The following is a 26,978-nucleotide window of genomic DNA, read 5'->3' as shown; positions in this document are numbered from 1 at the left end:
CCGATCCGGGTGCACGGAGGTGAGCCCGTATGAAGACCTCCGGGCCTGCGCCGGACCGGTGGCGGTCGCTGTCCCGTCCGCAGCGGATCGCCGCCCTTGCCGTGGGCGGTGCCGCGCTGCTCCTCGCGGTGGTGCTGGCGGTGGTGCTGACCGTCGGTGGCCGGACCTCCCCCGGTCGTACGGAGGCCGGCCCGCAGCCCGCCGGGCCGACGCCCGCACCGACGGCACCGAGCAGCCCGAGCACCCCGGCAAGCCCGTCGGCACCGAGCAGCCCGACCGACCGGGCCGGAGTGTCGCCGCTCACCGGGCTCCCGGGCGGGGCCGGCCGGATCGTCGCCGTCAAGATCGACAATGCCGCGCCGGCCAGGCCGCAGACGGGCGTGAACGCAGCCGACGTGGTCTACGCGATCGAGGTCGAGGGCGGCATCTCGCGGCTCCTGGCGATCTACGACTCCGACCACCTGCCGGCCGGCGACCGGATCGGTCCCGTCCGCAGTGCCCGGGAGAGCGACCTGCCGGTCCTGCAGCAGTACGGGCGGGTGGACTTCGCGTACTCCGGTGCGCAGAGCCGGTTCCTGCCCGTGCTGGCCGGTGCCGATGTGGTCAACTGCTCGCCGCAGCAGACCGGTGTGCCGTACTTCCGCGGGCGGGAGAAGGCGGCGCCGTTCAACCTGTACGTCGTGCCGTCCGAAATCCTCCGCAGCTGCCCGGGTACGGCGCAGGCCCGCGACGTCGGGTTCCGCTTCGGCGGTGCGCCGGCCGGCGGTGTGCCGACCGGCTCGTACGGCGCTCGGATGCCCTCGGCCTCGTTCACCTTCACCTGGTCCGCCGCGCAGGGCAGGTACCTGGTGGCGACGGACGGCAGGCCCGCCATGACCACCGACGCGGGGCAGATGGGCGCGCCGACGATCGTGGTGCAGAAGGTCGCCGAGACGACCTCGCCGCTCGGCCTCGTCGACTCCGCCGGCGCCGTGCTGCCCTTCGCGCCGACGGTCGGCAGCGGCGAGGCGGTCTTCCTCCGGGACGGCATGGCGTACCGGGGCAGCTGGTCCCGGCCGGACGCCGCGGCCGGGACGGAGTTCAGCTACGCGGGCCGGCGGATGCCGTTCCACCCCGGGCAGGTGTGGATCGTCCTCGAACCCGCCTGAGGGGAACTGTATTTGATGCCCGGCAGCGCGCCCTGCCTGCCTCTCCGTCAGTCGTCCGAACGCGGCTCGGCCATGCCGCCCGGGGCCGCTTCGGGCTTCGCGTGGAGGATGTCCCGTGCCTGGTCGGCGGCGCGGACGATGCTCTCGGAGACGAAGTCCACGAAGCGGGCGATGTTCTCGAGGCGGACGCCGGCCGGGGTCGCGGGGCCGAGGACGCCGACGCCCTGCCGTGCGGTTTCGGCGAGTTGGGCGGTGCCGCGGGCGCTGGCCATCATCGACTGGTACCAGACGTCGGCGTCGACGACATAGCGCTCGCGGCGGCGTTCGTCGCGTTCCCGGCGGACCAGGCCCTGGTCGTCGAGGAACGCGACCGCCTTGGAGACGGACGCCGGGCTGACCTGGAGGCGCTGGACGAGTTCGGACGCGGTGAGGCTGCCCTCGTCGCTGGTGAACAGACAGGCCAGCACCCGGGCCATCATCTTGGGCGTGCCCGACTGTATGAGGACGGTGGTGAGCACCTCCTCGTACGCGTACACCGCCTCCGCGTCGCGCCCGTGGGCCTGCGGGGGCGCATCCGAGCCTCGGGGTGCGGCCTGCCTGCGGCGGTGGGCGCGGTGCTCGGTGGCGCGGTGGGCAATGTCGGCGCGGTAGGCGGTGGGGCCCCCGTTGCGCATCACCTCGCGGGTGACCGTCGAGGTCGGCCGGTCGAGGCGCCTGGCGATCTCGGCGTAGGCGAGGCCGTCGGCCAGCCCCAGCGCGATCTGCTGGCGTTCCTGCTGGGTGAGCCTGCCTCCCGGCATTGCGGTCTCCTTCGTGGTCCTTCGTGGGCCGTGGTGCCGTCAGCATAGCGTTCACCCTCATTCCATTGCAACGCATCGATCGCTGACGTTGCGTTAATTCGCAAGACCATTGCAATGATTTCCCGGCCTTGACCTGCAATCATGGCGATTCTGCGCAACGAACGCGTTGCCAGATCATCGAACGCAACGTAGCTTTTCCGTTGTCAGAAACAGCAAGCAACGGGAGAACACCATGCAGAAGTTCGACACCACCGCCCCGATCACCACCGTCCTCGACATCCCCGCCGGACGCATCCGCCTCATCGCCGCCGACCGGACGGACACCACGGTCGAGATCCTGCCCGCCGACCCCGGCAAGAGCCGCGACCTGAAGGCCGCCGAGCAGACCCGGGCCACCTACCACGACGGCGTCCTGCGGATCGAGGCCCCGTCCGCGACGAACCGCATCCTCGGCAACTCCGGCTCCGTCGAGGTGACCGTCCAGCTGCCCGCCGGCTCCCGCCTCGACGCGAAGACGGCCGCCGCCGAACTCCGCGGCGTCGGACGCCTCGGCGACGTCACCTTCGAGGCCGCCCAGGCCACCGTCAAGCTCGACGAGACCGCCACCACCCGCCTCACCCTCCAGGCCGGCGACATCACCCTCGGCCGCCTCACCGGCCCCGCCGAGATCGACACCCAAAAGGGCGACATCACCGTCACCGAGGCCCACCGCGGCACCGTCACCCTCCGCACCCAGCACGGCGCGATCACCATCGGCGCCGCCCGCGGAGTCTCCGCCTCCCTGGACGCCGGCACCGGCCACGGCCGCATCCACAACGCACTCCGCAACACCGACGGCACCGCCGGCCTCACCGTCCACGCCACCACCGCCTACGGCGACATCACCGCCCGCAGCCTGTAAATCCGCAGCCGGCAACCACAGCCGGCAGAACAAGGGGGCACCTCTCATGACCGGTCCGGCCATCGCGGCGAACGGGCTGCGCAAGTCCTACGGCGACAAGACCGTCCTCGACGGCGTCGACCTGACCGTCCCGGAAGGGACGATCTTCTCCCTGCTCGGCCCGAACGGCGCAGGCAAGACCACCGCCGTCAAGATCCTCTCCACCCTCGTCTCCCCGGACCCGTCCAGTGGCCGGATCAGCGTCGGCGGCCACGACCTCGTCACCGCCCCGCAGGCCGTACGTGCCGCGATTGGCGTCACCGGGCAGTTCTCCGCCGTCGACGGCCTGATCACCGGCGAGGAGAACATGCTCCTCATGGCGGACCTGCACCACCTGCCCAAGCGCGAGGGCCGTCGCGTCACCGCCGAACTGCTGGAGCGCTTCGACCTGGTCGATGCCGCGAAGAAGCCCGCCTCCACCTACTCCGGCGGCATGAAGCGCCGCCTCGACATCGCCATGACCCTGGTCGGCAGCCCGCGGATCATCTTCCTCGACGAACCGACCACCGGCCTCGACCCGCGCAGCCGCCACACCATGTGGCAGATCGTCCGCGAACTCGTCACGGACGGTGCCACCGTCCTCCTCACCACCCAGTACCTCGAGGAGGCCGACGAACTCGCCGACCGGATCGCCGTGCTCAACGACGGCAGGATCGTGGCCGAGGGCACCGCCGAGGAACTGAAGCGGCTCGTCCCCGGCGGACACGTCCGGCTCCGGTTCACCGATCCGGCCGCCTACCGGAACGCCGCCACCGCTCTGCACGAGGCCGCCCGGGACGACTCGTCCCTCGCGCTGCAGATCCCCAGCGGCGGCAGCCAGCGCGAACTGCGCACCGTCCTCGACCGGCTGGACTCGGCCGGCATCGAGGCCGACGAACTCACCGTGCACACCCCCGACCTCGACGACGTCTTCTTCGCCCTGACCGGCGGCGCCGTCATCCCCAACCAGTCCACGGAGGCTGCCCGATGAGCTCCCTCGCCCTCGCCGTCCGCGACTCGTCCACCATGCTGCGCCGCAACCTGCTGCACGCCAGGCGGTACCCGTCGCTCACGCTGAACCTGCTGCTCACCCCGATCATGCTGCTGCTGCTCTTCGTCTACATCTTCGGCGACACCATGAGCGCGGGCATCGGCGGCGGCGGTGCCGATCGCTCCGAGTACATCGCCTACATCGTCCCGGGTCTGCTGCTGATGACCATCGGCAGCACCACGATCGGCACCGCGGTCTCCGTCTCCAACGACATGACCGAGGGCATCATCGCCCGCTTCCGCACCATGGCGATCCACCGCGGCTCCGTGCTCGTCGGACACGTCGTCGGCAGCGTGCTGCAGGCGGTCGCCAGCGTGGTCCTGGTCGGCGCCGTCGCCGTGGCCATCGGCTTCCGCTCCGAGGACGCCACCGTCCTGGAGTGGCTGGCGGCGTTCGGACTGCTCGTGCTCTTCGCCACCGCGCTCACCTGGATCGCCGTCGGCATGGGCCTGGTCAGCCCGAACGCCGAGGCCGCAAGCAACAACGCGATGCCGCTGATCCTGCTGCCGCTCCTCTCCAGCACGTTCGTCCCGGTCGACACGATGCCGGGCTGGTTCCAGCCGGTCGCCGAGTACCAGCCCTTCACACCCGCCATCGAGACCCTGCGCGGCCTGCTGCTCGGCACCGAGATCGGGAACAACGGATGGCTCGCCGTCGCCTGGTGCCTGGGCCTCGCGGTGCTCGGCCACTTCTGGTCGACCTCGAAGTTCAACCACGACCCGAAGTAACCGCCGTGGCCGCGCGGGCCACCCGCACCCCGTACCACCCGAGGGCGGCGTACACCGACACCTGTCGGCGTACGCCGCCCGTTCGTACGGGGTCATTCGTACGGGGGTCAGAAGTCGCGGAGACGTCCGAACGGGACGACGGAGGTCCAACTGCCCTTGGTGACCTTGTAGATCGAGGCCACCTGGTTGCGGGTGTCGCCGTACTCGTCGAAGGAGACGTCGCCGGTGACTCCGAAGAAGGACACGTGCTGGAGGGCCTCCGCCACGGCCTTGCGGAGCTCCGCGCCGGTGGCGTCCGGCTCGGCCTGCCTGGCGCGGCCGACCGCCTGGATCAGGGCCCAGGTGGAGTCGTAGGCGTACGGGCCGAACGGGCCCGGCTCCTCCTTGTGGCCGGCCTGGGTGTAGGCCTCGAGGTAGCCGAAGGCGGAGGCGAGGCCCTCCACCGAGATGCCGGGCTGGCTGGCGAGGTCGCCGTTGGAGGAGGCGCCGGCGGCCTTGATGTAGCCGTCGGTGTGCAGGCCGTCGCCGCCGGCCATCGGCACGTTCACGCCGGCGGCCTTGAGTGCCGCGGAGAGCGGTCCGCCCTCGGGGTGCTCGCCGCCGTAGTACACGATGTCGGGGTGGGTCGCGGCGATCTGCGAGGCCAGCTTGGAGAAGTCCGTGGTGCCGTCCTTCACGGTGGCCCGGAAGGCGACCTTGCCGCCGACCTCCTCGAAGGCCGTCCCGAACTCGGCGGCGAGGTTGTTGCCGTAGGCCTTGGTGTCGCTGACTACGGCCGCCCGCTCGGCCTTCAGCCGGCTGTGCGCGTACCGGGCGAGCAGCGGGCCCTGCACGGCGTCGGTGGTGACCGTGCGGTAGTAGGTGGCGTACTGGCGCTTCTTGCCGTTGGCGCGGTAGTCGGCGCCCCAGGTCAGCGCGGGTGAGGTGTTGGACGGGGAGATCACGGCGAGGCCCGCCTCCGACAGCACCGGGGCCATCGCGAGGGCGCCGGACGAGGTCAGCGGGCCGACCACGCCGATGACCCTCGGATCGGCGACGAACGCCTGGCCGTTGGCGAGCGCGCCCTGTTCGTCGGCCTGGTCGTCCTTCGCGTCGAGGACGAACTTCACGCCCGGGACGGTGTTCTTGGCATTGGCCTTGGCGACCGCCAGCTCGGCCGAGTTGCGGATGCCGAGCCCGAGGTCGGCGAGCTTGCCGGTGAGCGGGCCGTCGACACCGATGACGACCGTGACCGACGACCCGGCGCCGAACACGCCCGACGAGCAGCCGGACAGCATCACTGCACAGACCACGCCCAGGGCCACGGCCCTCGGCCGGGAGAAACGGGTCACCGGCACATCCCTTGCTGAGTGGGTTTGCTCATGGGACGCCGGACCGCGCCGACAGGAACCGCGAGGTGGCGGCACGGCGCGAAGGAAGGCACAGCAATCACCGGCCCGGTGAACTCCGCACCGGGGCATGACAGTCTGCACCCCCTGTGGACCGTCCGGCGAGGGACGGCGGACCGGAACCTGGCGGCATCGGGCCGTCATGTCCGGATCACCGACCGGCATCCACGGGCCGCGACCTTATGACGTGCCAAATAGGAGCGTCAACGGGTTCGCCGCAACACTATCCGTGACCGCAACACCGCCACCGAACGGCCACATTCGACCGACTCGGTGTCAAGACTTGAACGCGGGCCCGTCCGGACCGCGTACGGCGGCCGGCGGTTCCCCGGCCCGCCCGGGTACGGCGGGAGGTGGTCCTGCTCAGCCGCGGGACGTCTCCGCCAGGCCGTGGCGTTCGCGGGCGGCCACCAGGTGCGGGCCCTCCCGCCAGGTGCGGGGCAGGCGGAGGGCGGCCGTGCGCAGGGCCCTGGCCTCCAGCCCGGCGGCCAGGTCGGTGACCCACCAGCCCGGCAGGCCGTACATGCGGCGGGCCCAGCCGGGCAGCAGGGCGAGGGACAGGCCGACCAGTCCGGCCCAGGCGGGGGTGGCCAGAGCCGCCCGTCCGTGGAGCGGCGGCAGGAAGGCGAACCGCACCGCCTCCCGGGCCGCCGGGGTGACCATCAGTTCGGGCCGCACCGCGGTGAAGTAGCGGTCGAGTGCTGCCTCGGAGTCCGGCACCGGGACGTCCGGGGGCACCCCGACCAGTCGGGCGACCGCGGTCTGTTCCCGCAGGTAGGCGTCCGCCTCGGCCGGGGTGAGGTGCAGCCCCGCGCGCCGGACCACGTCCAGGAAGGAGCCGACCTCGCAGGAGTGCACCCAGACCAGCAGGTCGGGGTCGTCGGCGCGGTACGGCCTGCCGGTGGCCGGGTCGGTGCCGCGGACGTGCTCGTGCACCCGGCGCACCCGCCCCACGGCCTCCCGGACCTCGTCGCCGGTGCCGTAGGTGACCGCGCCGATGAAGAACGCCGTGCGGTAGAGCCGCCCCCACGGGTCCTCCTGGAAGCTGGAGTGCTGGGCGACGCCGGCCATCGCGCGGGGGTGCAGTGCCTGCAGCAGCAGGGCCCGCAGGCCGCCGAGCAGCATGGACGGGTCCGCGTGCACCCGCCAGGACACGGTGTCGGGGCCGAACAGGCCGTCGGCGGGCACGCGGAGGTCCCCTCCGGGTTCACCACGGGCCATCGCGACACCTCCCGTCCTCCCCAGCGTGCCGCGGCTGCGCTGCCGCGACAAGGAACTGCGCAGCCCGGGAGTGGCCGGCGTTCAAGACTTGTCCGGCCGCTGTCCCGTACGGCAGCCCACGTCCGGATTGCGCAGTTCCCCGCGCCCCCGCCCCGTGCAAAGTACGGACCAGTCCGGGGGTGGGGCGGCTACGAATGTTCCAGGGGCGAGCGCGGGCCCCCGCGAGAGGAGGGAGGCGAGCCATGGCGACCGATGACGGGACGGAGTCGGTGTGGGACTACCCCCGTCCGCCCCGGGTCGAGCGGTCACGCCGCCGGGTGACGGTGGAGTTCCGGGGGCTGCTGCTGGCCGACACGAAGGAGGCGCTGCGGGTGCTGGAGACCAGCCACCCGCCGGTGTACTACCTGCCGTCGTCGGCGGTGGCCGCCGGGGTGCTGGTGCCGTCCTGGCACCGTACGTGGTGCGAGTGGAAGGGCACGGCCGTCCACTTCGACCTGGTCGTCGGGGACGTGCGCAGCGAGAACGCGGTGTGGAGCTATCCGGAGCCCGCGCCCGGTTACGAGGCGCTCCGGGACCACCTGGCGTTCTACCCGTCCCGGGTGGACCGCTGCACGGTGGACGGCGAGGTGGTGGTCCCGCAGGAGGGGGACTTCTACGGCGGCTGGATCACCTCGGACCTCCGCGGGCCGTTCAAGGGCGGTCCGGGCACGGCCGGCTGGTGACGGGCCGCGACACCAGCGGGCCCGAAAAGCACTCGGGCACCACTGAGGGGCGTGCGGGGGGATACCCCACACGCCCCTGGGTGACCCGTGGCCCGGGTCCGAAGACGCCACAGACCTCCGTCGGTCAGTGCTTGAGGGCGTCCTTTGCCTTCTCGCCCGCCTGCTTGGCGTCGGCGGCGGCCTGGTCGATCTTGCCCTTCGCGGTGAGCCGCTCGTTGCCGACGGCCTTGCCCGCGGTCTCCTCCGCCTTGCCCTTGGCCTTCTGGGCGACGTTCTCCACCTTCTTGGTGCCGCTCATGACCACTCCCTTCGTCCGGCGGGCGGTCCGCCGGGGGTCACGGGGATGCGTCTGCCCCGCTGCGGACGTTCCATGCACCGGGCCCGGGCGGCGGTCGTCAGTCCGACATCCGCAGGAAGGCCTCGACGGTGTCGGGCCAGTGCACATGGCGGTGCTCCTCCCCGGGCCGCACCACCTCGTCGGTGTCGGCCAGGAAGGTGCCGAGGTCGTCGGTGGCGACCTGGACGAGTGCCACGCCGTTGCGGTTGTGGAACTCCAGCTGGGTGAGTCCGCCGTCGACCGGTGCCAGCCGGAAGTCGCCGTCGCCGGCCGGGCCGTCCAGGCCGCGCCGCAGCAGTTCCCGGGAGACGCACCAGCTGATCGGCTCGCCGCCGGACATCTCTCCGTCGGTCGGCGGGTCGGGGAACTCCAGCACCACCGCGAACGGGTCCTCGGAGTCGTACCGCAGGACCAGCGGCACGACGCCTGGGACGGGGGCGGGAATGGATGCTGCACCGGCCTGCGCGATGATCACGGTCGACTCCCCTGGGACGTCCGAAGCGGTCGGCGGCCCGTCTGCCCCCGATCCGCCTGCGCATGCACTCCGGTCTGCCGGCCGGAGGAGGTCCCGTGCGGGCGCCGGGTCAGGCCGTGCCGGAGGGCCCGCCGGCCGCGGCGGGCAGCGCCACCTCGGCCCAGACCGCTTTCGCGCCGGGGGCGCGCAGCACGCCCCAGGCGGTGCTCAGCCGACTGACGATGTGCAGGCCGTGGCCGCCGGGGCGGGAGGAGCTGTGCGGGCTGCGCGGCTCGGGCACGCCGTCCCCGGCGTCGAGGACCTCGATCCGCACCGAGCGGTCGTTGAGGACGAGGACGAGCTCGCGCGGTCCGCCGCCGTGCAGGCAGGCGTTGGAGACGAGCTCCGACACGATCAGCCGGACGTCCTCGTCCAGCAGTTCGTCGCAGGCCAGGCCCCAGTCCAGGAGCACCTTGGCGGCGAACTCCCGGCCCGACCCGACCTGCCCGCCGGGTCCGAAGACGTACCGGCGGCGCTGGCCCAGCACGGGCCCTTCGGCGGTCTGCGAACTGCTGCTCATGTCCTCACCCATGGATTTCCGACACTTCCCCGGGACGCCCTCGTCCGGGGTCTTGTCGCCGGGGCGGCCCGGGGCCGTCCTCACCCGGCTGCGCACGCCTCCCCCACTGTCCCGAAGACCCGGAACACCGCTCCCGTGCCGGTCAGCTCGAACAGCCGGCTGAGCTGCGGGCCGGGCTGCGCCAGGACGAGCGAGACCCCCGACTCCTCGGCGTCCAGCCGCAGCCGGAGCAGGAGGTTGAGGCCCGTCGAGTCGCAGAATCCCACGGCGGAGAGGTCGAGGCAGAACACGCCCGGCGGCGCGGCGTCCGCCAGGAGCCCGCGCAGCGGGCCCTCCACGCCGGGGAGGCCGTCCAGGTCGAGGTCGCCGGTCAGGGAGCACACCAGCGCCCCGTCCGGGCCGGAAGCCGTCCGCAGCGCAGGCGTCGCGGCTCCCGTGGACCGGCCGGTCGTCGTCCCCGTACCCAGCTCACCGCTGCCCATGTCCTGTGCCCTCCGCTGGCGGCCGTCCTCGGTGCGGCCGCCGATCCGTCACTTCTCCCGCGTCCGACGGCCCGGCGCCGGGTCGGCCGTCCCTGGCACCGTACCCGGTGGCGGCCGCACCCGAACCCGGGCGGGCCGGGCGGGTCCCGGCGGCCGGCCGGGGCGGTCCGCGGGCCGCCCCGGCCGCCGGCGGGCCGTCAGATCATCGGCCGGTAGTAGCTGCCGAGGGCGCTGAGGTGGTCGGCGGGCACGGCCCCGTGCTCGCCGACGAACTCCGGCGCGCCCTTGATCTCGTCCTTCGGCCGGTCGACCAGCACGGTCCTCTCCTCGTGGTCGATCCGCAGGATCGTGCCGGCGGGCAGCAGGACCTGCCGGCCGAAGATCCAGGGGCCGGTGTCGACCACCAGGTAGGCGGCGTCGACCTCGGCGGAGTGCCGGTCGACCTTGCCGATGCGGCCGTCCGTGGCCTGCACCGTGTAGCCGGTGAGGTCCTGGTCGGAGATGTGGTCGGGGTGGTGGTTCCACAGCTGCTCGTTCATCGTCCTCTCCCTGCGGTTGTGTGCGGTTCTCGGTCGGTGCCGGGGTGTGCTGCACCCGGCGGTGGTGACTGCCGGTCGGTGCGGGTCAGCGGCGGCGTCCGGCGTACACCGGGGAGGCCGCGGCGATCAGCACCGCGGCGACGCCCACCTGCAGCAGGTGGCGCAGCCAGTCGATGCCGCCGGTGTGCCGTACGCCCAGGTACGAGGCCAGGGCGTTGCCGACCAGTGCGCCGGCCAGGCCCAGCAGGACGGTCAGCCACAACGGGACGGGCTGACGGCCCGGCAGGACCAGCCTCGCGAGCAGTCCCACGACCAGGCCCGCCACCAGTGCCCAGAGAATCGTCATCGCTCTCCCTCTCCTTCCGTCTGCTTCGGTCCGTCTGCGTGCGGGGGTTCGTCTGCCCCGGGTCGGCCGGGCCATGCGCCCCGTTCCGGGATCAGCCCCGGCGGGGCGGCCCGGAGGCGGCGGGCCGGCCGCGGCGGCGGGTCCGGGTGCGCAGGGCGCGGCGCTCGTCCTCGGTGAGCCCGCCCCAGATGCCGTACCGCTCGTCGGCGGTGAGCGCGTACTCCAGGCACTGGCCGCGGACGGGGCAGCGGGTGCAGACCCGCTTGGCGGCCTCGACGCGGTCCTGGTGCGGTTCGCCGCGCTCTCCGGCCGGGTGGAAGAACAGTGCGGTGTCCTGCCCGCGGCAGGCGGCCCGGTGCTGCCAGCGCCTGCTGCGGTCGTCCCGTCCGCCGGGACGGTCCTCGGTGTCCATCGGTGCTCCTCCCGGGCTCACAGCCCGTCGTAGTAGCGGCGTTCCTCGACTACCTGCTCGGCCGGGCGGCCGGCTACCGTCCGGCGGCGGCGCAGGGCGCTCGCGTACACGACCAGTCCGAGCAGGCCGGCCGCCATCAGCACGATGCCGACGGTGTCGAGGTCGACACCGGAGAGGTGCCAGTCCACCGCGAAGGTGAGGATGGCGCCGATCGCGAACAGGATGATGCATCCGCCGATGCCCATGGGGGTCTCCTCCGTCGTCGCTGCGGTCCGCCCGGACGGCGGGCCGCTCCCGCGTCTACCCCCGGGGGCGGAGTGCATGTCCGGCCGAACAGCAGGCACCTGGGTTCCCGTCAGCTGCCGGAGGCGGCGGGCAGGTCGTCGGTGCGGTCGAAAGCCGGCCTCGGCAGGGCCTCGGGGTGGTGTTCGCGGAGGTAGCCGATCAGCTGTTCCCTGATCCAGCAGCGGAGTTCGAAGGCGTCGGAGGCGTTGCGGGCGGTCATCAGGGCGCGCACCACGATGGTGGTGGGCGTGGTGTCGACGACCTGCAGGGCGCTGCCGGTGCCGTCCCACCACGCGCACTCCTTGAGCAACCGCTCGAACTCGGTGCGGAGTTCGGCGACGGGTGTGCGGTGGTCGAGGTGGAGCAGGGCGGTGCCGGTGATGGCCGGGTCGCGCCGGGACCAGTTCTCGAAGGGCTTCCCGACGAAGTAGGACACCGGCATCACGATGCGGCGCTGGTCCCAGGTCGCGATGACGACATAGGTCAGGGTGATCTCCTCCACGGTGCCCCAGTCCCCCGCGACGACCACCTCGTCGCCGAGCCGCACCATGTCGCCGAAGGCCAGCTGGACACCGGCGAACAGGTTGGCGAGGGTGCTCTGCGCGGCTACGCCGACGACCAGGCCGAGGATGCCCGCGGAGGCGAGCAGGCTGGCACCGACCGACCGCACCGCCGGAAAGGTCATCAGCGCGGCGGCGAGCGCCACCACGGCGATGCCCGCGCTGGAGAGGCGGCGCAGCATGCCGGTCTGGGTACGGACGCGGCGGATCCGGGCCGGGTCGCGCCGTTCGGTGGCGTACCGGGCGAGCGAGGTGTCGATGAGCAGGGCGACCACGCGGGCGAGCAGCCAGGCGCCGGCGGCCAGGACGAGCAGTACGAGGCCGTGCCGCAGCGGGCCCCGGGCGGCTTCCGGCAGGCCGGCGGCGGGCTCGGCCGCGAGCGCGAGCAGGGCGCCGAGGGTGAGCAGGGCGGGCACCCGGCAGGGCTGCAGCAGGGTGCGGAGCGGGCCCGTGGACGGGCGCCGGGCGATCAGCAGGACGGCGCGGTCCAGCAGGGCGATCGCGAGCAGTGCCGCCGCGGCGACGGCGACGGGCCGCAGGGCGGTCCACACGGACATGGTCCTCCCGTCGTTGGGGGCTTCGGCGGTTCAGGACGCCAGGAGGCGGTCCAGGACGGTGCGGTAGTCGCGCAGGGCGAGCCGCAGTTCCTCGGTGCCGGTGCGGGTCCCGGCGGGTGATCCGGGCTCGGCGCGCAGGCCTTCGCGGCGCCGGCGGACGGCTTCGGCGACCAGGTCGGCTGCGCGCTCGACGAGTTCGTCGGCGCGGCGCACGGCCTCGGCCGGGTCGTCCACGAAGCCGGCCTGGACGGCCTCCCACTCGGCGGAGACGGTCTCGACCTGCTGCGGGTCGAGCCAGTTGCCGAGGGCCTCCCGGGCCTGGGCGGCGGGCGCGGCGAGGTCCGCCGCGGAGGCGTTGGCCCGCGGCGAGGAGGCGTCGGGCTGACGCGGGAACGGAACGGTCCCGTCGGGACGGTCGGTGGTCATGGTTCTCCTCGAGTCGGAGTTCGGGCAGGTCTTTCATGGGTGTCCGCCTTCGGCGGTGCCGCCTTGCCGCTGGCCGGGGCGGCAAACCTGCGGCGGGGCTTCCGGTGTGACTGTCCGTCGGAATCCGGCTGCGGCACCGGCCGCATGGACGCCTGACGCCGGGGCAGGCGCCCGGGGACGGGCAGGGCCCGGGTCGCACGGAGCGGAGGGACGCAGCATGGTGGAGACGATCGAACGGCACACGACCGCGCGGATCGGCGGGCCGCGACCGCGCCGGGTCCGGGTGGTGCTGCGCTACCGGACGGACGACCCGTACGCCGTCGGGCTGTGCTTCCCGGGGCCGGCGCGACTGACGGACACGCTGGTGGTGGAGGACGGCGGCGCGGTGGAGGACGGCCCGCAGTGGACGGTCGGCCGCGACCTGCTGGCGGAGGGCCGGTACGGGCGGGCGGGCGACGGTGACCTGTGCGTCCGGCCGGACGGCGAGGACGGGTTGGTGCTGGAGTGGCGCTGCCCGGGTGCCGGTTCGGCCGTGCGGCTGGGCGCGGCGGAGGTCGGGGCGTTCCTGGACAGCACGTACCTGGCGGTGCCGGCCGGTTGCGAGTCGGCGTTCGTGGACTGGCCGCACACGCCGGAGGAGTTCCTCCGGCGGATCTTCTGAGGCGGCCGGTCCCGGGCATGCGGGCGCTCCCCGGCTGTCGGCCGGGGAGCGCCCGCGCGCGCGGGGCACGTCCGCGCCTTCCTGCCGGGGTTCAGGCTCCGGCGCCGAGCATGCCCTTCCGCAGGGAGCCGAGGATGCGGGCCAGCAGCCGGGAGACCTGCATCTGGGAGACGCCGAGGCGGGCGCCGATGTCGGCCTGGGTCATCTCGGCGACGAAGCGCATGTGCAGGATGGCGCGGTCCCGTTCGGAGAGGGCGGCGACCAGGGGCTTGAGCGCCTCCAGGTTCTCGACCTTCTCCATTCCGGGGTCGTGGCGGCCGAGGCGCTGCAGCAGGGAGCCGTCGCCGTCCTCGCCGTCGGTGCCGAGGTCGAGCGAGCCCGCGGTGTGGGCGTTGCGGGCGATCATGCCTTCGATGACCTCGTCCTCGGTGAGGTCGAGGTGGGCGGCGAGTTCGGCGACGGTGGCCGGGCGGCCGAGCGCCTGCTCCAGCTGGTCGCCGGCCTTGGCGAGGGCGAGCCGTAGCTCCTGGAGCCTGCGCGGCACGTGGACGGCCCAGGTGGAGTCCCGGAAGAACCGCTTGATCTCACCGACGACCGTCGGTACCGCGAGGGTGACGAACTCCAGGCCGCGGTCCGGGTCGAACCGGTCGATCGCCTTGATCAGGCCGACCGTGCCGACCTGCACGATGTCGTCCATCGGTTCGCCGCTCTGCCGGAAGCGCCGGGCGACGTACCGGACGAGGGAGAGGTTGAGCTCGACCAGCGTGCCGCGGACGTAGGAGTACTCGGGGGTGCCCTCCTCGAGGGTCCGCAGCCGCTCGAACAGGGCCGCCGAGAGGACCTTGGCGTCGGCGGGTGCGACCGCCGACGGGTCCTCGACCATCCGCCGGACCGGCTGCGCCTGCGCCCGGGCGACGCCCTCGGAGCTCGCGCCCGCCGCGGTCGCTCCGGGTGCGATCGTCGACCCTTCACTCATCACTGCCATGGCCATTCCTTCCGTGGGTGCGTCGGCGGCTCGCATGCCCGGGTGTCCGGAGCTCAGACCCCGAGTGCCCGATCCTCGCCGGACGGCCCCCGAAGCTCCACGGCCCCTTCACGAACGACATCGTTCGCTTACGCCCCCGGCGGGCCCCGGGCGGCCCGGTCGCGTACCGGGAGGGAGCGGTCGGCAACGCTGCGCAAACGCTGCACCTGGCAGGGGTGGGGGCCGGGCACCAGACTCGCCGCAGGGCCCGGCGGGCGGCGGCGGGCCGTCGGCCGCCGGGCTGCCGCGCCGTTCCTCCCGAAGGGCCTGCACCATGCGACACCGGCAGGGGACGGTTGGACTGCGCACCGGTGGTCGGGCGTGCAGAACGGGCCCGGGGCATCCGCTGCCCGGGCCCGTACACCTACCGCCGGCTCGGTCCACACCTACCGCCGGCTCGGTCCGCCGGACGCCTGAGGGGGTCCTGTCATCCTGCGCCCGGTGCCCCTTCCGGGCCACCCGCACCGTTCGCGCAGCGCCTGCCGGCCCGGTCCGTGGCGGGCTGCAGCAGGCCGGCCACCGACAGTGCACCCCAGCCGAGCGAGACCGTCAGGGCCATCACCCGGTGCCGCCGGGCCGGCAGGGCACCGGACAGCAGGACGGCATCGCCGAAGTCGGCGGCGACCCTCAGCAGGGTGGCGGTGCGGAGGCTGCTGTCGTCCGGGGCGAGAAGCATCGCCAGTCCGCAGGCCGCGTCGCGCAGGGCGAGCGGGCGGAGGCAGGCCTCGACCGCGGCGGGGACGGTGCCGTCCGGTGCGGTGAGCCCGGACGGGCGGGCGAGCAGGCCGGGACGGCGGGTGACCGCCACGCCGTAGAGGGCGGTGGCGGCGCCGGTGAGTCTGAGCAGTCTGCGGTTCACGAGCGGGCTCCGGAGGTTCGGCGGCTGGGGCGTACGGGGTCGGGCGTGTGAGGTGTACCCGCGGGCGTGGTGCGGCCGACCCCCGCGTGGGCCGTACGGGGGCCGTACGGAGACGAGGAGGTGGCGGCATGGGGCCGTCGGTGGACGTGGTGGTGGTCGGGGCCGGGCTCGCGGGGCTGGCGTGCGCGCACGACCTGGTGGCGGGCGGCCTGCGGGTGCGGGTGCTGGAGGCCTCGGACGGCGTGGGCGGCCGGATGCGCACCCACACGGTGCGCGGCTTCCGGCTGGACCGCGGCTTCCAGGTGTTCAACACCGCGTACCCGCAGGTGAGGCGGCGGATCGACCTCCAGGCGCTGCGGCTGCACCCGCTGACCCCGGGGTTCCTGCTGGCCGGACGCCACGGGCGCCGGCGGCTGGTCGATCCGACGCGGCGGCCCGGCGAGGCCGCCGACCTGCTGCCGGGCCGGCTGGCACCGTTCCGGGACACCGTGGCACTCGGGCTGCTCAGCGCCCGCGACATGGTGCTGCCCGCCGCGCTGCTGCGCCGCGGCCGCGACGAGCCGACGCACCGCGCCCTGGCGGCGGCCGGCCTGTCGCCGGAGACGGTGGACGCCGTGCTGCGGCCCTTCCTCTCCGGGGTGTTCCTGGACCACCGGCTGGAGACCTCCGGCCGGGTGTTCCACCTGGTGTGGCGGAGCATGCTGCGCGGCACCCTCTGCCTGCCGGAGGCCGGGATCGGGGCCGTGCCGGAACAGCTCGCGGCCGGGCTCCCGCCGGGCACGGTGACGCTCGGCTCCCCGGTCGCGGAGGTGACGGACGGGGGCGTCCGGCTGGTGACAGGTACGGAGGTGGCCGCGGAGCGGGTGGTGGTGGCCACCGAGGCGCCCGAGGCGGCCCGGCTGCTGCCCGGGCTGGCGGTGCCGCCCGCCCGGTCGGTGACCACGCTCTACCACGCGGCGCCGCGCTCCCCGCTCGCCGAGCCGACCCTGCTGGTCGACACGGACGGGCCGGTGCTGAACACGGTGGTGCTCTCCGAGGCGGTGCCCGGGTACGCGGGCGACGGGCGGGCGCTGGTCTCGACGTCCGTGCTGGGCGCCGACGCTGACGAACCGCAGGTGCGGGCCCGGCTGGCCGAGCTGTACGAGACGGACACCGGCGGCTGGGAACACCTGGCGGACTACCGCATCCCGTACGCACTGCCCGCGATGCCCGCCCCGCACCCGCTGACCCGGCCGACCCGGCTCGGCGGCGGCCGCTACGTCTGCGGGGACCACCGCGGCACGGGGTCGGTGCAGGGGGCACTGGCGTCGGGAACGCGGGCCGCCCGCGAGGTGCTGGCCGACGCCGGCCGGTGAAGGGGCTGCCGCCGGCGCCGGGGATCACCTCGCCATGGGCTGCGCGGTTCCCCGCGCCCCTGAGCGGGGTGCTTCAGGGGGCTGCCAGGGTCTCCAGGTGGACGAGGCTTTCGGTGAGGCGGCGGGGGCGGAGGGTGCCGGGGATGCGGCCGGCGCCGGACCAGCCGGGGCCGCCGAGGAGGACGGCGGGGCGGGCGCGGGCACCGCGGGGGCCCCAGGCGGTGGCGGCGGCCAGTTGGGCGAGGCGGGTGTCGGCGGTGTCCCGGGACTGCGACCAGAGCAGCGCCGCGGACGGGCCGATCCGCCGGACGGACTCGACCAGGGCGGCCGGCGGCACGGCCGGGCCGAACATCCGGAACGGGATGCCCCGGCCGGAGAGGGCGGCCGCGACGGCCTCCAGCGGCAGCGAGTGCAGCTCCCGCGGCATGCCGGCCAGCAGGACGGGCGCGACCGGCGCCGGCGGGTCGATGCAGCGGGTGACCCTCCGCAGGGCGCCGGAGACGTGCCAGGAGAGCAGGTGCTCGACCTCGACGTACCGCTCGCCCTCCACCGCCCACTTGCGGCCGACGGCGCGCAGCGCGGGCATCATGACCTCGTCCCAGGCGGTCACCAGGCCGAGGTCGGCCACCGCCACGTCGAGCAGCCGCTCGACCACGGGTGCGTCGAGGCGGACGGCGGCGCGGCCGAGCCCGCGGCACTCCGGGCGGACGGTGCCGAGCGGGAGGGTCCGGCCGCCGCCGGACTCGCGGGGTTCGCCGGTCTCGGCACGGCCCTGGGGCAGCCGGGCGAGGGCTCCGCCGCGGGCGAGGCGGGCGGCCTCGGCGGGCGGCACGCCCCGGGCGGTGAGGCGGCACATCGCCTCCAGCACGGCCACGTCCTGCGGGGTCCAGCGGCGGTGCCGGCCCGCCTCGTGGCCGGACGGGCCGATGCCGTAGCGGCGCTCCCAGGAGCGGACGGTGGTCGGCGAGACGCCGAGTCTGCGGGCGACTCCCCCGGTGGTGATGCTCGCCTCGGCGAGGGGGGCCGACAGGTCGGTCGGGGTGTCCACGCTGGGCACGGTAGTCGGTGCTGCACCTGCCCGGGGCAGGACACGCCGCGAAGCGCTGCACAGGCGGTGCGGGCTGCCGGACGGGGTCGGCGGTCGCACGGTGGAGGGGCCGGGTGCAGAACCCGGCGCGGGAAGGAGGTCGATCGCCATGGCAGCCGTCGCCCTGACCCCGTGGGAGCGATCGGTCCTCGCCGTCATCGAAGAGCAGGCCCGCCTCGAGGATCCGGGGCTCGACCGAAGGCTGCGCAGCGGGCGCGGCCGTGCGGGCCTGCTGCTCCGAGGTCCGCGAGTACCCACCGCGGTGGTCACCGCGCTTGCGGCGGCGGCGGCCGGACTCGCCCTGTGGGCCGCTGCGGGGAATCCCGCGGCGGCCCCGCTCGCCGGAGCGGCCGCCCTGGGCTCGGCGGCCGCCCTCCGGCGGTCGGGGCGTTTCGGATTCGGTTGTTGATCGAGGTTGCTGAAGGACCGGGCGGGCGCCCGCATCGGCGCCCGCCCGGCGGCATGTCGGTCGACGGCCGGCGGAGGCCGGTGGTCGACGGTGCGTCAGCGGCGGGGCGGCAGCGGGACGAAGCCGCTGGTCCTGGCGGCGTAGGCGTCCCATCCGGGCCTGCCGGAGCTCATCCGGCGCTCCAGCAGGGGTTTGCCGCTGCCGAAGGCCAGCAGCCAGGTCATCAGCAGCGGGCTCGCGACGAAGGCCCAGCCGATCGGTGCGTCCGCGGCGAGCAGGAACAGGCCCCACCAGACGCAGGCGTCCCCGAAGTAGTTGGGGTGCCGGGTGTAGCGCCACAGGCCGCGGTCCATGATCCGGCCGCGGTTGGCCGGGTCGGCCTTGAAGCGGGTCAGCTGCCGGTCGCCGACGGCCTCGAAGAACAGGCCGACGGCCCAGACCGCGGTGCCGGCCCAGGCGAGCGGGCCGGGCGGGTCGGGCAGGTACTGGGCGGCCTGCACGGGCAGCGACACGAACCAGACCAGTGCGGCCTGCAGCAGGTACACCGTCCGTACCGCGTACAGGGTGCGGGCGCGGCCGGGCGGCTTCCGGGCGAGCATCCGTTCGTAGCGCGGGTCCTCGCCGGTGCCGCGGGCCCGCAGGGCGATGTGGACGGACAGCCGGACGCCCCACACCGCGGTGAGGACGGTGGCGAGCAGCCGCCGCCCGTCGTCGCCGTACCCGGCGGAGAGGCCGTACCCGGTGAGGGCGACGGCGGTGAAGGCGAGTCCCCATGCGACGTCCACGGTGCGGTGCCGGCCGGTGCGCAGGCCGACCGCGAGGGCGGCCAGCAGGACGGCGAGCGCGGCGCCGGCCGTGGCCGCGAGGTTCACCGCGAAGGCAGCACCGTTCATGTGGCCGCCCCGTACCAGGGGGCGGGCGTGGCGGGTGTGCCGCTCGCCCCGCCGCCGGTCGGGCGGACGGCGAGGATCTGGTCGACGCCCATCCGCCGTTCGGCGAAGGCCAGCGAGCTGCCCGCCGTGTACAGCTGCCAGAGCCGGACGGTCCGCTCGCCGACCAGGCCGGTGAAGTCGGCCCGCCGTTCGCGGAGCGTCTCGTACCAGGCGTCGATGGTGCGGGCGTAGTGCTCGCGCATCGCCTCGACGTGCCGGACCTCCAGGCCGGCGCCCTCCAGCAGGTCGACGGTGCGGCCGACCGGGCGCATGTGCATGTCGGGGGCGATGTACGTCTCGATGAAGGCGCCGCCGCCGGGGGCGTTCGCGCCGCGGGACATCTGCTGCACCAGCAGCCGCCCCTGCGGCCGGAGCAGGCCGTGCAGCCGGGCGGCGAAGGCCGGGTAGTGGCCCTCGCCGACGTGCTCGCCCATCTCGATGCAGCTGATCGCGTCGTACGGGCCCTCGGCGATGTCGCGGTAGTCGCTCAGCAGGACCTCCACCCGGTCGCCGAGGCCGGCCTCGGCGACCATGGCGGCGGCGAAGGCGTGCTGGCGGCGGGAGAGGGTGACGGCGGTGACGCGGGCGCCGTGGTGCCGGGCGGCGTGCAGCGCGAGGGCTCCCCAGCCGCAGCCGACGTCGAGCAGGCGACTGCCGGGGCGCAGGCCGAGCTTGCGGCAGATCAGGTCGAACTTGGCGGTCTGCGCCTCGGCCAGACTCTGCTCGCCGGAGGTCCAGTAGGCGCAGGAGTAGGCCATCGCGGGGCCGAGCAGCAGGGCGTAGAACTCGTTGGACAGGTCGTAGTGGTGGCTGACGACGGCCCGGTCGCGGCCGCGGCTGTGCAGGGCGCCGCGGACGGCGGCGCGGCCGCCGGGCGGCGCGGGCCGGGGGCCGAGGGCGCCGAGCCGGGCGGCGGCGGCGAGCAGCCGGGGCAGGTCGCGGGCGGCGGGGCGGACCGGGCCGCGTCCGGCGAGGGCCCGGCGGACGGTGCCGAGGCCTTCCGCGAGGTCGCCCTCGACGTCGAGGTCGCCGGTGATGTACGCGTCGGCGAGGCCGAGTTCGCCGGGCTGCCAGAGCAGGCGGCGCAGTGCGCGGCGGCGGCGCAGGACGACGGTGGGGGCGTCCTCGGGGCCGGCGGTGGAGCCGTCCCAGGCGCGGATGCGGAAGGGCGGCGGGCCGCCGATCAGGTCGGCGAGGAGCGGGGCGAGGCGGGCGGCGGCGGTCACCGGGCGTCCTCCCCGCGGGTGAGCAGGATCTGCCGGACGTCGAGGTAGCCGGTGCGGAATCCGGCCTCGGAGTAGGCGAGGTAGAGCTCCCAGGTGCGGCGGAAGACCTGGTCGAAGCCGAGCGCCGCGACGTCCTCGGCGCGTTCGGTGAAGCGTTCGCGCCACAGCCGCAGCGTTTCGGCGTAGTGCGGCCCGTAGGCGTGGTCGGCGGCGACCCGCAGCCGGGTGTGCTTGGCGGTGGTCTGGTCGATGGCCTGCACGGAGGGGATCAGGCCGCCGGGGAAGATGTACTTGAGGATCCAGGTGTAGGTGTTGCTGCTGGCGATCATGCGGTCGTGCGGCATGGTGATGGCCTGGAGCGCGGCCCGGCCGCCGGGGGCGAGGACGCGGTCGATGGTGCGGAAGTACTCCGGCCAGAAGGGGCGCCCGACGGCTTCGATCATCTCGACGCTGACCACCGCGTCGTACCGGCCCTCGGCGGAGCGGTAGTCGCAGAGCCGGACGTCGGCGCGGTCCGCGAGGCCGGCGTCGGCGATGCGGCGCCGGGCGAGGGCGAGCTGCTCCTCGGAGAGGGTGAGGCTGGTGACGCGGGCGCCGCGGGCTGCGGCGCGCAGGGCGAGTTCGCCCCAGCCGGTGCCGATCTCCAGGACGCGGCCGCCGGGGCCGACGGCGGCGAGGTCGAGCAGGCGGTCGATCTTGCGGTGCTGGGCCTCGGGAAGGTTCTCCCAGGTGGCGAGGGGTGCGCCGGCGGGAGTGGTGGGGAAGACGGCGGACGAGTAGGTCATCGTCCGGTCGAGGAACAGCGCGAAGAGGTCGTTGGACAGGTCGTAGTGGTGGTGGATGTTGCGGCGGGCGTTCTCGGCGGTGGAGAGTTCGGCGGCCGGGGGCCGCTGCACGTACAGCCGGCGCAGCCACTGGGCGCCGGTCGGGACGATGGTCTCGGGGGCGGTGGCGAGGACGCCGAGCAGGCCGATCAGGTCGGGGGTGTCCCAGTCGCCGGCCTGGTAGGCCTCGCCGAAGCCGATCAGCCCGGTCGCGCCGACGCGGGCGAGGAAGGCCTCGGGGCGGTGCAGGCGCAGTACGGGTGCGCCGGGCGGGGCGGCCACCAGGGGGCTGCCGTCGGGGAGCTCGACGCGCAGGCCGCGGCGCCGGGCGACGCTGCGCAGCAGGCGGCCGGCGACGGCGGCGCGCAGCGGGGCCCGGGGAATGCGGGCGACGTCGGGCCAGCGGCCGGGGTCGACGGCGGTCGGCGGCGGGGCGGTCGGAAGGGCGGGCCGGGTCACGGGGCGGACACCTCTTCTTCGGTTGCGGGTGCTGCTGGGATTGCGGTTGCCGGGGGCGTGGCGTGGCTGCGGTCGGCCGGGTTCGGGGGCGCGGTCCGGGGGTGGACGGGCAGGCCCTGCAGGTAGAGGCGTATGCCCTGGTAGCGGATGTGCACACTGACGGCGAGGGTGGCCAGCGGGTGGTGCAGGGCGGCCCGCAGCAGCGCGGCCGGCCCCGCGGGGCGGCGGGTGCCCTGCACGGTGGCGGTGAACGGGCTTCCGCCGGCCCGTTCCAGACGGACGGTCAGGCGGAGCCGCTCGCCGGGTTCGGGCAGGGCCATCCGGTAGCGGCCGTCGACGGGGAAGAACGGCGAGACGTAGAACTCCTTGGCCGTCTCGGCGCGGCCGTCCGCGTCGGGGCGGAGCAGGTAGCGGTGGTGGCCGCCGTAGGTGTTGTGCACCTCGGCGACGGTGCACAGCGGGCCGCCGTCCGCGCCGCGGCACCAGTAGACGGTGAGCGGGTTGAAGACGTACCCGAGCGAGCGGGCCTGCGCGAGCATCAGGACGCGGCCGCCGGCGAGGTCGATGCCCTGCCCGGCGAGGTACTGCTCCAGGTTGCCGCGCAGGGTGCCGCGGGGGTCGCCGGGGTGGTCGGCGGCCCGGAAGCGGGCGAGCGGGCGCAGCGGGCGGGGCAGCACCGGCAGGTGGTCGAGGTCGACCAGCCACAGGTAGGTGCGGTGGCGGAAGGCGTGCCGCAGCGGAACGGTGCGGACGTGGCCGATCCGGCACTCGTACAGGGCTGCGCCCCAGGGGCCGGGGAGTCCGGTGCCGGGGCGGGCCGGGCCGGGGCTGCGGCGGGTGGCTGCGGGTGCGGTCATCGGGTGCTCGCGGTGAGCCCGTGGCGGTCTGCGGCGAGGGCGGGGGTGCCGAGGAGGGCCCGGGCGGCGTGGATGCCGGAGCGGCAGCCGTCCTCGTGGAAGCCCCAGCCGTGGTAGGCGCCGGCGAAGGCGGTGCGGCCGGTGGTGAGTTCGGGGAGGCGGCGCTGGGCGGCGACGCTCTCGGCGGTGTAGACGGGGTGTTCGTAGACCGTGCGGGAGACCACGTGCTCGTCGGGCAGCGGGTCGTGGCGGTCCTCGTTGAGGGTCACGAGGTAGTCCTCCTCGGTGGCGAGGCCGAGGAGCCGGTTGAGGTGGTAGCTGACCTGGACGCTGTCGGCGCTTCCCCGGCAGTCGGCCATCCGGTAGTTCCAGGATGCGCGCGCCCAGGCGGCCCGCGGGAGCCGGGAGGCGTCGCGGTGCAGGACGGTGGGGTTGCGGGAGTAGCGGAAGGCGCCGAGGACGTGGCGTTCGGTGCGGGTGGGGCGGGCGAGCAGGGCGAGCGCCTGGTCGGCATGGGTGGCGACGACTACGGCGTCCGCGGCGGTGCGGCTGCCGTCGGCGGTGGTGATCTCGACGCCGTCGTGGTGGCGGTGCACGGCGCGGACGGGGGCGCCGCGGTGGACGGCGGTGAGGCGTTCGGCGATCCGCTCGACGTAGCTGCGGGAGCCGCCGACGACGGTGCGCCAGGTGGGCGAGCCGGTGACGGACAGCATGCCGTGGTTCTCGAGGAAGGCGAAGAGGTAGCGGGCGGGGTAGTCGCCGGCGAGGTCGGGGGCGCAGGACCAGACGGCGGCGACCACCGGCGTCATGAAGTGGCTGACGAAGTAGTCGGAGAAGCCGCCGTCGGCGAGGAAGGCGCGCAGCGAGGGGTCGCCGGCGCCGGGGTCGGCGAGCAGGCGGCGGGCGCGGCGGTGGAAGCGGGGTACTTCGGCGAGCATCCGCAGGTAGCGGCCGCGCAGCAGGGCGTCGGGGCGGGCGAGCAGGCCGGCGGGTCCGCGGGCGCCGGCGTACTCGAGGCCGCAGCCGCGGCACTGGACGGACATGCTCATGTCGCTGTCGCGGGTCTGCACGCCGAGTTCGCGGAACATCCGGACGAGGTGCGGGTAGGTGCGCTCGTTGTGCACCAGGAAGCCGGTGTCCAGGGGGACTTCGCGGCCGTCGGCGCCCACCGCCCGCTGGGTGTGGGCGTGGCCGCCGAGCCTGCCGTCCGCCTCGAACAACTGCACGTCGACGCCGGCCCGCCGGAGTTCGTACGCGGCGGTGAGGCCCGCCACTCCGGCGCCGACGACGGCGACGGTCCGGCCGGGGTGCGCGTGCCGCGCGCCCCTGCCTGCCGTCGTGTCCGGGACCGTTCCGGGCACTGTCACTGGGCCCCCTCCACTGCACGGGCCCGTGCTGGTGCCGGGCCGCTCCTTCGCTGGCTACCGGGTCTTCGGAGCGGCCCGGCGGATGGATTGCCCCCGGCCGGTGTGGAGTTGTGGTGAACGGTGCGCGCGCGGACGGGCTACCAGTACATGACCGCGGTGGGGCCGCCGCCGTAGACGGAGTACATCCGGACGCGCAGCACGTAGCGCCGGCCGGCGACGAGCCGCACGGACAGCCGGGCGTTGGCCTCGGTGCCGCTGTCGTCCCTGCCCGCGAAGTAGCGCAGTTCGCCGCCGACGTCCTCGAAGAGGACCATGACGACGTCGCTCTGGCCGAAGCTGCCGATGTCGTACGCACGGGTCTCGTCGGGACTGATCTCGAAGTCGGCCTGCTGGCCGGAGACGAGGCCGAGCGGGGCGGAGGCACCGGGCTGCAGCGCGGTCGGGCCGACGGTCAGCGCCGGATACCACTGCCGCACGACCTCCTTGTCGATCGCGGAGAGGTCCAGGCCGCCCTCGATACCGTCGCGCCCGTACTGCTCCGGCTCGATGATCAGCCCGGGTTCGAACGGGTACTCCATGACGGAGGCCACGTCCCAGTGGGAGCCGCCCACCTCGTCCTTGGGGAGCTTGCGCAGGATGTTGTGGAAGGTCTCCTCGCGGCTCCACCGGTTGGGCGGCGCGGCGAGCGCCGCGTAGACGGCCTCGTCGTTCCAGACGATGCCGGCGTTGGGGTTCTGGTGCTCGTGCTCCAGGCCGAGGGCGTGGCCGGTCTCGTGCCGCGCGGTGGCACGGCCCCAGATGCTGGTGACGTCCCAGCCGAAGTTCATCGTGGCCTCGCCGACACCGATCGTCAGGGCGTCCCGCCCGACGTACGACCACGAGCCGTCGTCCTCGAAGGCGATCCTGATCTCGGCCGCGGCGGGGCTCTCCACCTCCTCGAAGTCCAGGCCGATGCCGAGGCCCTTCCATTCCCGGAATGCGTCCCTGACCTGGTCCAGTTGGGCCTCGCCCCGGCCGCCTCCGGTGCTGTCGAGGAAGGTGAAGTGGATGTGCGTGCCGTTGACCCACTTCGAGCTGATGTTGACTATCGCGCGCTCCCGGGCGAGGCCGAGCCCGGGCCGGAGCTCCGGCAGGACGCGTGGTTGAACGGTGCAGTACTTCTGTGCGACAGATCCGGGTGCCGCTGTGTCCACCATGACCAATGCCTCCGATCCGCGGACCGGCGCTCGCACGGTCCGGCCGAAAATGGAACTGGCGGATGGTCAGCTCACCGGGCGGGCGTCACCGGTGGTCGGCCTCTTCCCACACTACGCCCGGTCGCACGGCATCTCGACAGCGAAGAGTCACGGTTGACGCTCGGTCAACACGTACCCTCGACGGTCACACCGGGTAGCCAGGGGGCGGTGGTCCACGGCCGCCGCCCCCGGCTCCGACGTCTCAGGCGAAGGGCAGGAGCATCACCGGCTGCCCGCTCGGAGTGGCGGAACCGCCGGCCGGCTCCACGGTCACGCCGATGCCCTCGGCGCCGTTCAGCGGGCCCTCCATCAGCAGGTAGCCGGTGGAGGCGGGCAGCAGGCCGGCCGGGCGCATCGTCCCAGCGTCGTCGAACCACAGCTCGTACGTCTTGCCCTCGGGCAGCGCAGGCAGCCCGGACGCCAGGAACCCGGCCCTGCCCTGGCTCTGCGACCAGACCACGGTGCCGACACCGTTGCCGGCCGTCCCGGTCGCCGTACGGGCGTCCGGTGCGGTGAGCAGGGTGCCGAACGCGGCCTGCTGCGCCTGCAGCTGAGCGGCGCGGCTGTTCGCCTCGTCCGCCCGCTGGCTCTGCTCCACGGCCAGGCCGCCGAACGCCGCCGCCAGGGCCACCGAGGCGGCCAGCGCGAACTTGGGCCAGTGCCGTGCGAAGCGGCCGCGGCGGGCCGGGCCGCCCGGTGCCCCCGAGTCACCGGGCGGCCCGGCCGGCGGCGGCGCGAGCTGGCGGACGGCCCCGATGTCCGCCATCACCCGGGCCTTGAGCTCCGGCGGCGGCGCCTCCGTCTCGGCCGCGCCGAGCCGGGCCAGCGTCGCGGCGAACTCCCGGACCTCCAGCGCACAGGCCTCGCACACCGCCAGATGGTGCTCGAACTCGATGCGCTCGGGCTCGTCCAGGGCGTGCGCGGCGTACGCGCCGGTGAGCGTGTGCAGATCGGCTCCGATGGTCATGACCCCACCCCCAGGCAGTCCCGCAGCCGGATCAGCCCGTCCCGCATCCGCGTCTTGACGGTGCCCAGCGGCGTACTCAGCATGTCCGCCACCTCACGGTAGGAGTAACCCCGGTAGTAGGCCAGGGTGACCGACTGCCGCTGGAGCTCGGTCAGCATCTTCAGGCAGCGCCGCACCTGCTCGCGCTCCAGGCGGCCCTCCACCTGCTCGGCGACCTCGTCGAAGGCCGGCATGTGGGAGCGCGCGGCGACCCGCTGGTCGCGGTCGGCCGCGGCCTGGACGGCGCGCACCCGGTCGACCGCCCGGCGGTGCGCCATGGTCAGCACCCAGGACATCACCTCGCCGCGCTCCGGCTGGTACCGGGCTGCCGTGCGCCAGACCTCCAGCATGACCTCCTGGGTGACCTCCTCGGACTGCGCCGGGTCGCGCAGGACCCGGCGGACCAGGCCGAAGACCGGGCCTGCCACGGCGTCGTACAGCCGGGAGAAGGCGTCCTGGTCGCCGAAGGCCACCTGGGCGACGAGTTCCTTGAGATCGGGTCCGCGCCGGTGCGGGCCCGACAGGTGGACGACGGTGTTCACTCCACCACCCCGCCGGGACGTGTCGTCACGGGCAGCCGGGCGGCGCGGGCCGGGCAGGCGCGCGGCTCGCCCGTCTGACGGGTGGCGGGCATCGGGAACCTCCGCAGATCGACTGGGGACCGCGCCGTCCGCCGACGGCGGCAGTCATCGGTAACGGGTGTTCGGAGCCGGGCGCCCGTC

At 74.4% G+C, this 26,978-nt stretch carries 32 protein-coding genes; 8 read left to right on the top strand and 24 right to left on the bottom strand.

What is annotated here, in order from left to right:
- Positions 1 to 29: 29 nt before the first annotated feature.
- A complete protein-coding gene (locus tag ACQ614_RS32050; RefSeq protein ID WP_431682480.1) occupies positions 30 to 1,148 on the top strand; it encodes a DUF3048 domain-containing protein in 1,119 nt (372 codons plus the stop codon).
- A 47-nt stretch (positions 1,149 to 1,195) separates the two neighbouring features.
- Here the strand turns inward: ACQ614_RS32050 and ACQ614_RS32045 are convergent, their stop codons facing one another.
- Positions 1,196 to 1,948 carry a helix-turn-helix domain-containing protein gene (locus tag ACQ614_RS32045; RefSeq protein WP_431682479.1) on the bottom strand — a complete coding sequence of 251 codons (753 nt, stop codon included), beginning with the start codon at positions 1,946 to 1,948 and terminating at the stop codon, positions 1,196 to 1,198.
- Between the two features lie 232 nt (positions 1,949 to 2,180).
- Between ACQ614_RS32045 and ACQ614_RS32040 the strand changes: the two genes are divergently transcribed.
- Genes ACQ614_RS32040 through ACQ614_RS32030 form a run of 3 tightly spaced genes read left to right on the top strand, consistent with a single transcriptional unit; the run spans position 2,181 to position 4,646 of the window.
- Positions 2,181 to 2,849 carry a DUF4097 family beta strand repeat-containing protein gene (locus tag ACQ614_RS32040; RefSeq protein ID WP_431682478.1) on the top strand — a complete coding sequence of 223 codons (669 nt, stop codon included), beginning with the start codon at positions 2,181 to 2,183 and terminating at the stop codon, positions 2,847 to 2,849.
- A 46-nt stretch (positions 2,850 to 2,895) separates the two neighbouring features.
- Positions 2,896 to 3,858 (top strand): ATP-binding cassette domain-containing protein, encoded by a 963-nt coding sequence (locus ACQ614_RS32035; protein ID WP_431682476.1) that lies wholly within the window; start codon positions 2,896 to 2,898, stop codon positions 3,856 to 3,858.
- Positions 3,855 to 4,646 (top strand): ABC transporter permease, encoded by a 792-nt coding sequence (locus tag ACQ614_RS32030; protein WP_431682475.1) that lies wholly within the window; start codon positions 3,855 to 3,857, stop codon positions 4,644 to 4,646. Before ACQ614_RS32035 ends, ACQ614_RS32030 begins: the two co-directional genes overlap by 4 nt.
- Before the next feature lie 107 nt (positions 4,647 to 4,753).
- Here ACQ614_RS32030 and ACQ614_RS32025 read toward each other — a convergent pair whose 3' ends face one another.
- Together ACQ614_RS32025 and ACQ614_RS32020 are read right to left on the bottom strand one after the other, a co-directional pair.
- Complete coding sequence (locus ACQ614_RS32025; RefSeq protein WP_431682474.1) at positions 4,754 to 5,977, bottom strand: branched-chain amino acid ABC transporter substrate-binding protein; 1,224 nt, start codon at positions 5,975 to 5,977, stop codon at positions 4,754 to 4,756.
- A gap of 420 nt (positions 5,978 to 6,397) precedes the next feature.
- Positions 6,398 to 7,222: an oxygenase MpaB family protein gene (locus ACQ614_RS32020; protein ID WP_431682473.1), complete on the bottom strand. Its 825-nt coding sequence runs from the start codon at positions 7,220 to 7,222 to the stop codon at positions 6,398 to 6,400.
- 275 nt (positions 7,223 to 7,497) lie between these two features.
- Between ACQ614_RS32020 and ACQ614_RS32015 the strand changes: the two genes are divergently transcribed.
- On the top strand, positions 7,498 to 7,977 hold the full coding sequence (locus ACQ614_RS32015; protein ID WP_431682472.1) for a DUF427 domain-containing protein: 480 nt from the start codon (positions 7,498 to 7,500) through the stop codon (positions 7,975 to 7,977).
- Positions 7,978 to 8,101: 124 nt separating this feature from the next.
- Here the strand turns inward: ACQ614_RS32015 and ACQ614_RS32010 are convergent, their stop codons facing one another.
- The 10 genes from ACQ614_RS32010 to ACQ614_RS31965 form a co-directional block, all read right to left on the bottom strand.
- Positions 8,102 to 8,275, bottom strand: a complete 174-nt coding sequence (locus tag ACQ614_RS32010; RefSeq protein WP_431682471.1) for a CsbD family protein — start codon at positions 8,273 to 8,275, stop codon at positions 8,102 to 8,104.
- 97 nt (positions 8,276 to 8,372) lie between these two features.
- On the bottom strand, positions 8,373 to 8,789 hold the full coding sequence (locus tag ACQ614_RS32005; protein WP_431682470.1) for an SsgA family sporulation/cell division regulator: 417 nt from the start codon (positions 8,787 to 8,789) through the stop codon (positions 8,373 to 8,375).
- Between the two features lie 109 nt (positions 8,790 to 8,898).
- The gene (locus ACQ614_RS32000) at positions 8,899 to 9,348 is read right to left on the bottom strand and encodes an ATP-binding protein (protein ID WP_431682469.1); all 450 of its coding nucleotides are present in this window, start codon (positions 9,346 to 9,348) and stop codon (positions 8,899 to 8,901) included.
- Positions 9,349 to 9,428: 80 nt separating this feature from the next.
- Entirely contained in the window at positions 9,429 to 9,830 is a 402-nt protein-coding gene (locus ACQ614_RS31995; protein WP_431682468.1) for an STAS domain-containing protein, read from the bottom strand.
- A gap of 197 nt (positions 9,831 to 10,027) precedes the next feature.
- A complete protein-coding gene (locus ACQ614_RS31990; protein ID WP_431682467.1) occupies positions 10,028 to 10,369 on the bottom strand; it encodes a PRC-barrel domain-containing protein in 342 nt (113 codons plus the stop codon).
- Between the two features lie 85 nt (positions 10,370 to 10,454).
- Positions 10,455 to 10,715, bottom strand: coding sequence for a GlsB/YeaQ/YmgE family stress response membrane protein (locus ACQ614_RS31985; RefSeq protein ID WP_363499967.1), 261 nt, complete (start codon positions 10,713 to 10,715; stop codon positions 10,455 to 10,457).
- Positions 10,716 to 10,806: 91 nt separating this feature from the next.
- Positions 10,807 to 11,127 (bottom strand): WhiB family transcriptional regulator, encoded by a 321-nt coding sequence (locus ACQ614_RS31980; protein ID WP_431682466.1) that lies wholly within the window; start codon positions 11,125 to 11,127, stop codon positions 10,807 to 10,809.
- Between the two features lie 17 nt (positions 11,128 to 11,144).
- Positions 11,145 to 11,372, bottom strand: coding sequence for a DUF6458 family protein (locus ACQ614_RS31975; RefSeq protein WP_431682464.1), 228 nt, complete (start codon positions 11,370 to 11,372; stop codon positions 11,145 to 11,147).
- A 110-nt stretch (positions 11,373 to 11,482) separates the two neighbouring features.
- Positions 11,483 to 12,529 (bottom strand): mechanosensitive ion channel family protein, encoded by a 1,047-nt coding sequence (locus tag ACQ614_RS31970; RefSeq protein WP_431682463.1) that lies wholly within the window; start codon positions 12,527 to 12,529, stop codon positions 11,483 to 11,485.
- 30 nt (positions 12,530 to 12,559) lie between these two features.
- On the bottom strand, positions 12,560 to 12,955 hold the full coding sequence (locus ACQ614_RS31965) for a hypothetical protein (protein ID WP_431682462.1): 396 nt from the start codon (positions 12,953 to 12,955) through the stop codon (positions 12,560 to 12,562).
- 217 nt (positions 12,956 to 13,172) lie between these two features.
- Here ACQ614_RS31965 and ACQ614_RS31960 point away from each other — a divergent pair, with 217 nt between their 5' ends.
- Positions 13,173 to 13,616, top strand: a complete 444-nt coding sequence (locus ACQ614_RS31960; protein ID WP_431682461.1) for an SsgA family sporulation/cell division regulator — start codon at positions 13,173 to 13,175, stop codon at positions 13,614 to 13,616.
- A 91-nt stretch (positions 13,617 to 13,707) separates the two neighbouring features.
- Here the strand turns inward: ACQ614_RS31960 and ACQ614_RS31955 are convergent, their stop codons facing one another.
- Positions 13,708 to 14,607 (bottom strand): RNA polymerase sigma factor SigF, encoded by a 900-nt coding sequence (locus ACQ614_RS31955; protein WP_431682460.1) that lies wholly within the window; start codon positions 14,605 to 14,607, stop codon positions 13,708 to 13,710.
- Between the two features lie 460 nt (positions 14,608 to 15,067).
- On the bottom strand, positions 15,068 to 15,499 hold the full coding sequence (locus ACQ614_RS31950; RefSeq protein ID WP_431682458.1) for a hypothetical protein: 432 nt from the start codon (positions 15,497 to 15,499) through the stop codon (positions 15,068 to 15,070).
- Between the two features lie 128 nt (positions 15,500 to 15,627).
- Between ACQ614_RS31950 and ACQ614_RS31945 the strand changes: the two genes are divergently transcribed.
- Positions 15,628 to 16,854 carry an NAD(P)/FAD-dependent oxidoreductase gene (locus ACQ614_RS31945; protein WP_431682457.1) on the top strand — a complete coding sequence of 409 codons (1,227 nt, stop codon included), beginning with the start codon at positions 15,628 to 15,630 and terminating at the stop codon, positions 16,852 to 16,854.
- A 73-nt stretch (positions 16,855 to 16,927) separates the two neighbouring features.
- Here the strand turns inward: ACQ614_RS31945 and ACQ614_RS31940 are convergent, their stop codons facing one another.
- A complete protein-coding gene (locus ACQ614_RS31940; protein WP_431682455.1) occupies positions 16,928 to 17,902 on the bottom strand; it encodes a MerR family transcriptional regulator in 975 nt (324 codons plus the stop codon).
- A gap of 148 nt (positions 17,903 to 18,050) precedes the next feature.
- Here ACQ614_RS31940 and ACQ614_RS31935 point away from each other — a divergent pair, with 148 nt between their 5' ends.
- A complete protein-coding gene (locus ACQ614_RS31935; RefSeq protein ID WP_431682453.1) occupies positions 18,051 to 18,350 on the top strand; it encodes a DUF3040 domain-containing protein in 300 nt (99 codons plus the stop codon).
- A gap of 95 nt (positions 18,351 to 18,445) precedes the next feature.
- Here ACQ614_RS31935 and ACQ614_RS31930 read toward each other — a convergent pair whose 3' ends face one another.
- The 8 genes from ACQ614_RS31930 to ACQ614_RS31895 all read right to left on the bottom strand — a co-directional run bounded on the left by ACQ614_RS31930 (position 18,446) and on the right by ACQ614_RS31895 (position 26,798).
- On the bottom strand, positions 18,446 to 19,243 hold the full coding sequence (locus ACQ614_RS31930) for a DUF1295 domain-containing protein (protein ID WP_431682452.1): 798 nt from the start codon (positions 19,241 to 19,243) through the stop codon (positions 18,446 to 18,448).
- Positions 19,240 to 20,508, bottom strand: a complete 1,269-nt coding sequence (locus tag ACQ614_RS31925) for a class I SAM-dependent methyltransferase (protein ID WP_431682451.1) — start codon at positions 20,506 to 20,508, stop codon at positions 19,240 to 19,242. The genes ACQ614_RS31930 and ACQ614_RS31925 overlap by 4 nt, the downstream gene beginning before the upstream one ends.
- Positions 20,505 to 21,791 (bottom strand): class I SAM-dependent methyltransferase, encoded by a 1,287-nt coding sequence (locus tag ACQ614_RS31920; RefSeq protein WP_431682450.1) that lies wholly within the window; start codon positions 21,789 to 21,791, stop codon positions 20,505 to 20,507. Before ACQ614_RS31920 ends, ACQ614_RS31925 begins: the two co-directional genes overlap by 4 nt.
- A complete protein-coding gene (locus ACQ614_RS31915) occupies positions 21,788 to 22,648 on the bottom strand; it encodes a DUF1365 domain-containing protein (protein ID WP_431682449.1) in 861 nt (286 codons plus the stop codon). The genes ACQ614_RS31920 and ACQ614_RS31915 overlap by 4 nt, the downstream gene beginning before the upstream one ends.
- A complete protein-coding gene (locus ACQ614_RS31910) occupies positions 22,645 to 24,009 on the bottom strand; it encodes an NAD(P)/FAD-dependent oxidoreductase (RefSeq protein WP_431684082.1) in 1,365 nt (454 codons plus the stop codon). Before ACQ614_RS31910 ends, ACQ614_RS31915 begins: the two co-directional genes overlap by 4 nt.
- Before the next feature lie 143 nt (positions 24,010 to 24,152).
- Positions 24,153 to 25,211, bottom strand: a complete 1,059-nt coding sequence (locus tag ACQ614_RS31905; protein ID WP_431682448.1) for a M12 family metallopeptidase — start codon at positions 25,209 to 25,211, stop codon at positions 24,153 to 24,155.
- A 241-nt stretch (positions 25,212 to 25,452) separates the two neighbouring features.
- Positions 25,453 to 26,217, bottom strand: coding sequence for an anti-sigma factor (locus ACQ614_RS31900; RefSeq protein WP_431682446.1), 765 nt, complete (start codon positions 26,215 to 26,217; stop codon positions 25,453 to 25,455).
- Positions 26,214 to 26,798 (bottom strand): sigma-70 family RNA polymerase sigma factor, encoded by a 585-nt coding sequence (locus tag ACQ614_RS31895; protein ID WP_431682445.1) that lies wholly within the window; start codon positions 26,796 to 26,798, stop codon positions 26,214 to 26,216. Before ACQ614_RS31895 ends, ACQ614_RS31900 begins: the two co-directional genes overlap by 4 nt.
- Between the last annotated feature and the right edge of the window lie 180 nt (positions 26,799 to 26,978).

The organism is Kitasatospora dryopteridis (assembly GCF_050749075.1).
Lineage (GTDB): Bacteria > Actinomycetota > Actinomycetes > Streptomycetales > Streptomycetaceae > Kitasatospora.
Note: the sequence above shows the minus strand (reverse complement) of the source record. Positions and strands in the feature narration are given on the sequence as shown.